At 50.1% G+C, this 3,238-nt stretch carries 2 rRNA genes; both read left to right on the top strand.

Annotated features, from left to right (window positions below):
• Nucleotides 1-125: 125 nt before the first annotated feature.
• Nucleotides 126-3,040 (top strand): 23S ribosomal RNA (locus FJU10_RS18890).
• A gap of 82 nt (nucleotides 3,041-3,122) precedes the next feature.
• Nucleotides 3,123-3,238, top strand: a 5S ribosomal RNA gene (gene rrf / locus FJU10_RS18885).

Raw genomic sequence — 3,238 nt, 5'->3', positions numbered from 1 at the left:
AATCAAAACAAGTAACACACACCGAGTTGAAATGTTAAAAGAGTTTTTTAATAAGTTCAACGCTTATTTTCTTGAGCAACCTTCTATCGCTAGAAGAAGTACTCAAAACCGACCGTAAGGTCAAAGGTTAAGTGAATAAGGGCGCACGGTGGATGCCTTGGCACTAGGAGCCGATGAAGGACGGGACTAACACCGATATGCTTTGGGGAGCTGTAAGTAAGCTATGATCCAGAGATTTCCGAATGGGGGAACCCAGCATCTTTTATAGGATGTTACGTCTGCGTGAATACATAGCGCAGTCGAGGTAGACGCAGAGAACTGAAACATCTAAGTACCTGCAGGAAGAGAAAGAAAATTCGATTCCCTGAGTAGCGGCGAGCGAAACGGGAAAAGCCCAAACCAACAAGCTTGCTTGTTGGGGTTGTAGGACTCCGATATGGTAGTCTATTCAGATAGTCGAAATACTTGGAAAAGTATGTCAAAGAGGGTAAAAACCCCGTAGGCGAAATTTGGATAACACCTAGGAGGATCCTGAGTACGGCGGAACACGAGGAATTCCGTCGGAATCCGGGAGGACCATCTCCCAAGGCTAAATACTCCCTAGTGACCGATAGTGAACCAGTACCGTGAGGGAAAGGTGAAAAGCACCCCGGAAGGGGAGTGAAATAGATCCTGAAACCGTGTGCCTACAACAAGTTAGAGCCCGTTAATGGGTGATAGCGTGCCTTTTGTAGAATGAACCGGCGAGTTACGATAGCATGCGAGGTTAAGTTGAAGAGACGGAGCCGCAGCGAAAGCGAGTCTGAATAGGGCGAATGAGTATGTTGTCGTAGACCCGAAACCATGTGATCTACCCATGTCCAGGTTGAAGGTGCGGTAAAACGCACTGGAGGACCGAACCCACGTACGTTGAAAAGTGCGGGGATGAGGTGTGGGTAGCGGAGAAATTCCAAACGAACTTGGAGATAGCTGGTTCTCTCCGAAATAGCTTTAGGGCTAGCCTCGGAATTGAGAATGATGGAGGTAGAGCACTGTTTGGACTAGGGGCCCATCTCGGGTTACCGAATTCAGATAAACTCCGAATGCCATTCATTCATATCCGGGAGTCAGACTGTGAGTGATAAGATCCATAGTCGAAAGGGAAACAGCCCAGACCACCAGCTAAGGTCCCCAAATAACTATTAAGTGGAAAAGGATGTGGGGTTGCACAGACAACTAGGATGTTGGCTTAGAAGCAGCCACCATTTAAAGAGTGCGTAATAGCTCACTAGTCGAGTGACCCTGCGCCGAAAATGTACCGGGGCTAAATAGTTTACCGAAGCTGTGGAGTGCACCATTAGGTGCATTGGTAGGAGAGCGTTCTAAGGGCGTTGAAGGCAGATCGTGAGGACTGCTGGAGCGCTTAGAAGTGAGAATGCCGGTATGAGTAGCGAAAGACAGGTGAGAATCCTGTCCACCGAATGACTAAGGTTTCCTGGGGAAGGCTCGTCCGCCCAGGGTTAGTCGGGACCTAAGCCGAGGCCGACAGGCGTAGGCGATGGACAACAGGTTGATATTCCTGTACCCGTTGTTTTTGTTTGAGCAATGGAGGGACGCAGGAGGCTAAGAAGTGCAGACTGATGGATATGTCTGTTCAAGCAGTAAGTCTTGGTAGGAGTCAAATGCTTCTACCTATACGGACAAGCTGTGATGAGGAGGGAAATAATAGTACCGAAGCTTCTGATGTCACACTGCCAAGAAAAGCTTCTAGTGAGAAAACAACGGCCCGTACCGCAAACCGACACAGGTAGTCGAGGAGAGAATCCTAAGGTGAGCGAGAGAACTCTCGTTAAGGAACTCGGCAAAATGACCCCGTAACTTCGGGAGAAGGGGTGCTGCTCTAACGAGCAGCCGCAGTGAATAGGCCCAAGCGACTGTTTATCAAAAACACAGGTCTCTGCAAAATCGAAAGATGACGTATAGGGGCTGACGCCTGCCCGGTGCTGGAAGGTTAAGAGGAGTGCTTAGCGTAAGCGAAGGTACGAATTGAAGCCCCAGTAAACGGCGGCCGTAACTATAACGGTCCTAAGGTAGCGAAATTCCTTGTCGGGTAAGTTCCGACCCGCACGAAAGGCGTAACGATTTGGGCACTGTCTCAACGAGAGACTCGGTGAAATTTTAGTACCTGTGAAGATGCAGGTTACCCGCGACAGGACGGAAAGACCCCATGGAGCTTTACTGTAGTTTGATATTGAGTGTCTGTACCGCATGTACAGGATAGGTAGGAGCCGTAGAGATCGGGACGCCAGTTTCGATGGAGGCAATGGTGGGATACTACCCTTGCGTTATGGCCACTCTAACCCGCAGCCCTTATCGGGCTGGGAGACAGTGTCAGATGGGCAGTTTGACTGGGGCGGTCGCCTCCTAAAAGGTAACGGAGGCGCCCAAAGGTTCCCTCAGAATGGTTGGAAATCATTCGAAGAGTGTAAAGGCAGAAGGGAGCTTGACTGCGAGAGCTACAACTCGAGCAGGGACGAAAGTCGGGCTTAGTGATCCGGTGGTTCCGCATGGAAGGGCCATCGCTCAACGGATAAAAGCTACCCTGGGGATAACAGGCTTATCTCCCCCAAGAGTCCACATCGACGGGGAGGTTTGGCACCTCGATGTCGGCTCGTCGCATCCTGGGGCTGTAGTCGGTCCCAAGGGTTGGGCTGTTCGCCCATTAAAGCGGCACGCGAGCTGGGTTCAGAACGTCGTGAGACAGTTCGGTCCCTATCCGTCGCGGGCGTTGGAAATTTGAGAGGAGCTGTCCTTAGTACGAGAGGACCGGGATGGACTTACCGCTGGTGTACCAGTTGTCTCGCCAGAGGCATCGCTGGGTAGCTATGTAGGGAAGGGATAAACGCTGAAAGCATCTAAGTGTGAAGCCCACCTCAAGATGAGATTTCCCATTTCTTTAAGAAAGTAAGATCCCTGAGAGATGATCAGGTAGATAGGTCAGAAGTGGAAGGCCAGTGATGGTTGGAGCGGACTGATACTAATCGATCGAGGACTTAACCAAAAAGAAAAAAGCACGTAAACTCGGAAGAGTTTTGATTTCTTCGATCCAGTTTTGAGTGAGCAAAACTTACTCAATTGAATAGTGTGGTGGCGATAGCAAGAAGGATACACCTGTAACCATGCCGAACACAGAAGTTAAGCTTCTTAGCGCCGATTGTAGTGAAGGGTTTCCCTTTGTGAGAGTAGGACGTCGCCACGC

This window comes from Enterococcus sp. OL5, assembly GCF_006491895.1.
Lineage (GTDB): Bacteria > Bacillota > Bacilli > Lactobacillales > Enterococcaceae > Enterococcus_D > Enterococcus_D innesii.
The sequence above is the reverse complement of the archived record's forward strand: the minus strand, read 5'-3'. Positions and strand labels throughout refer to the sequence as shown.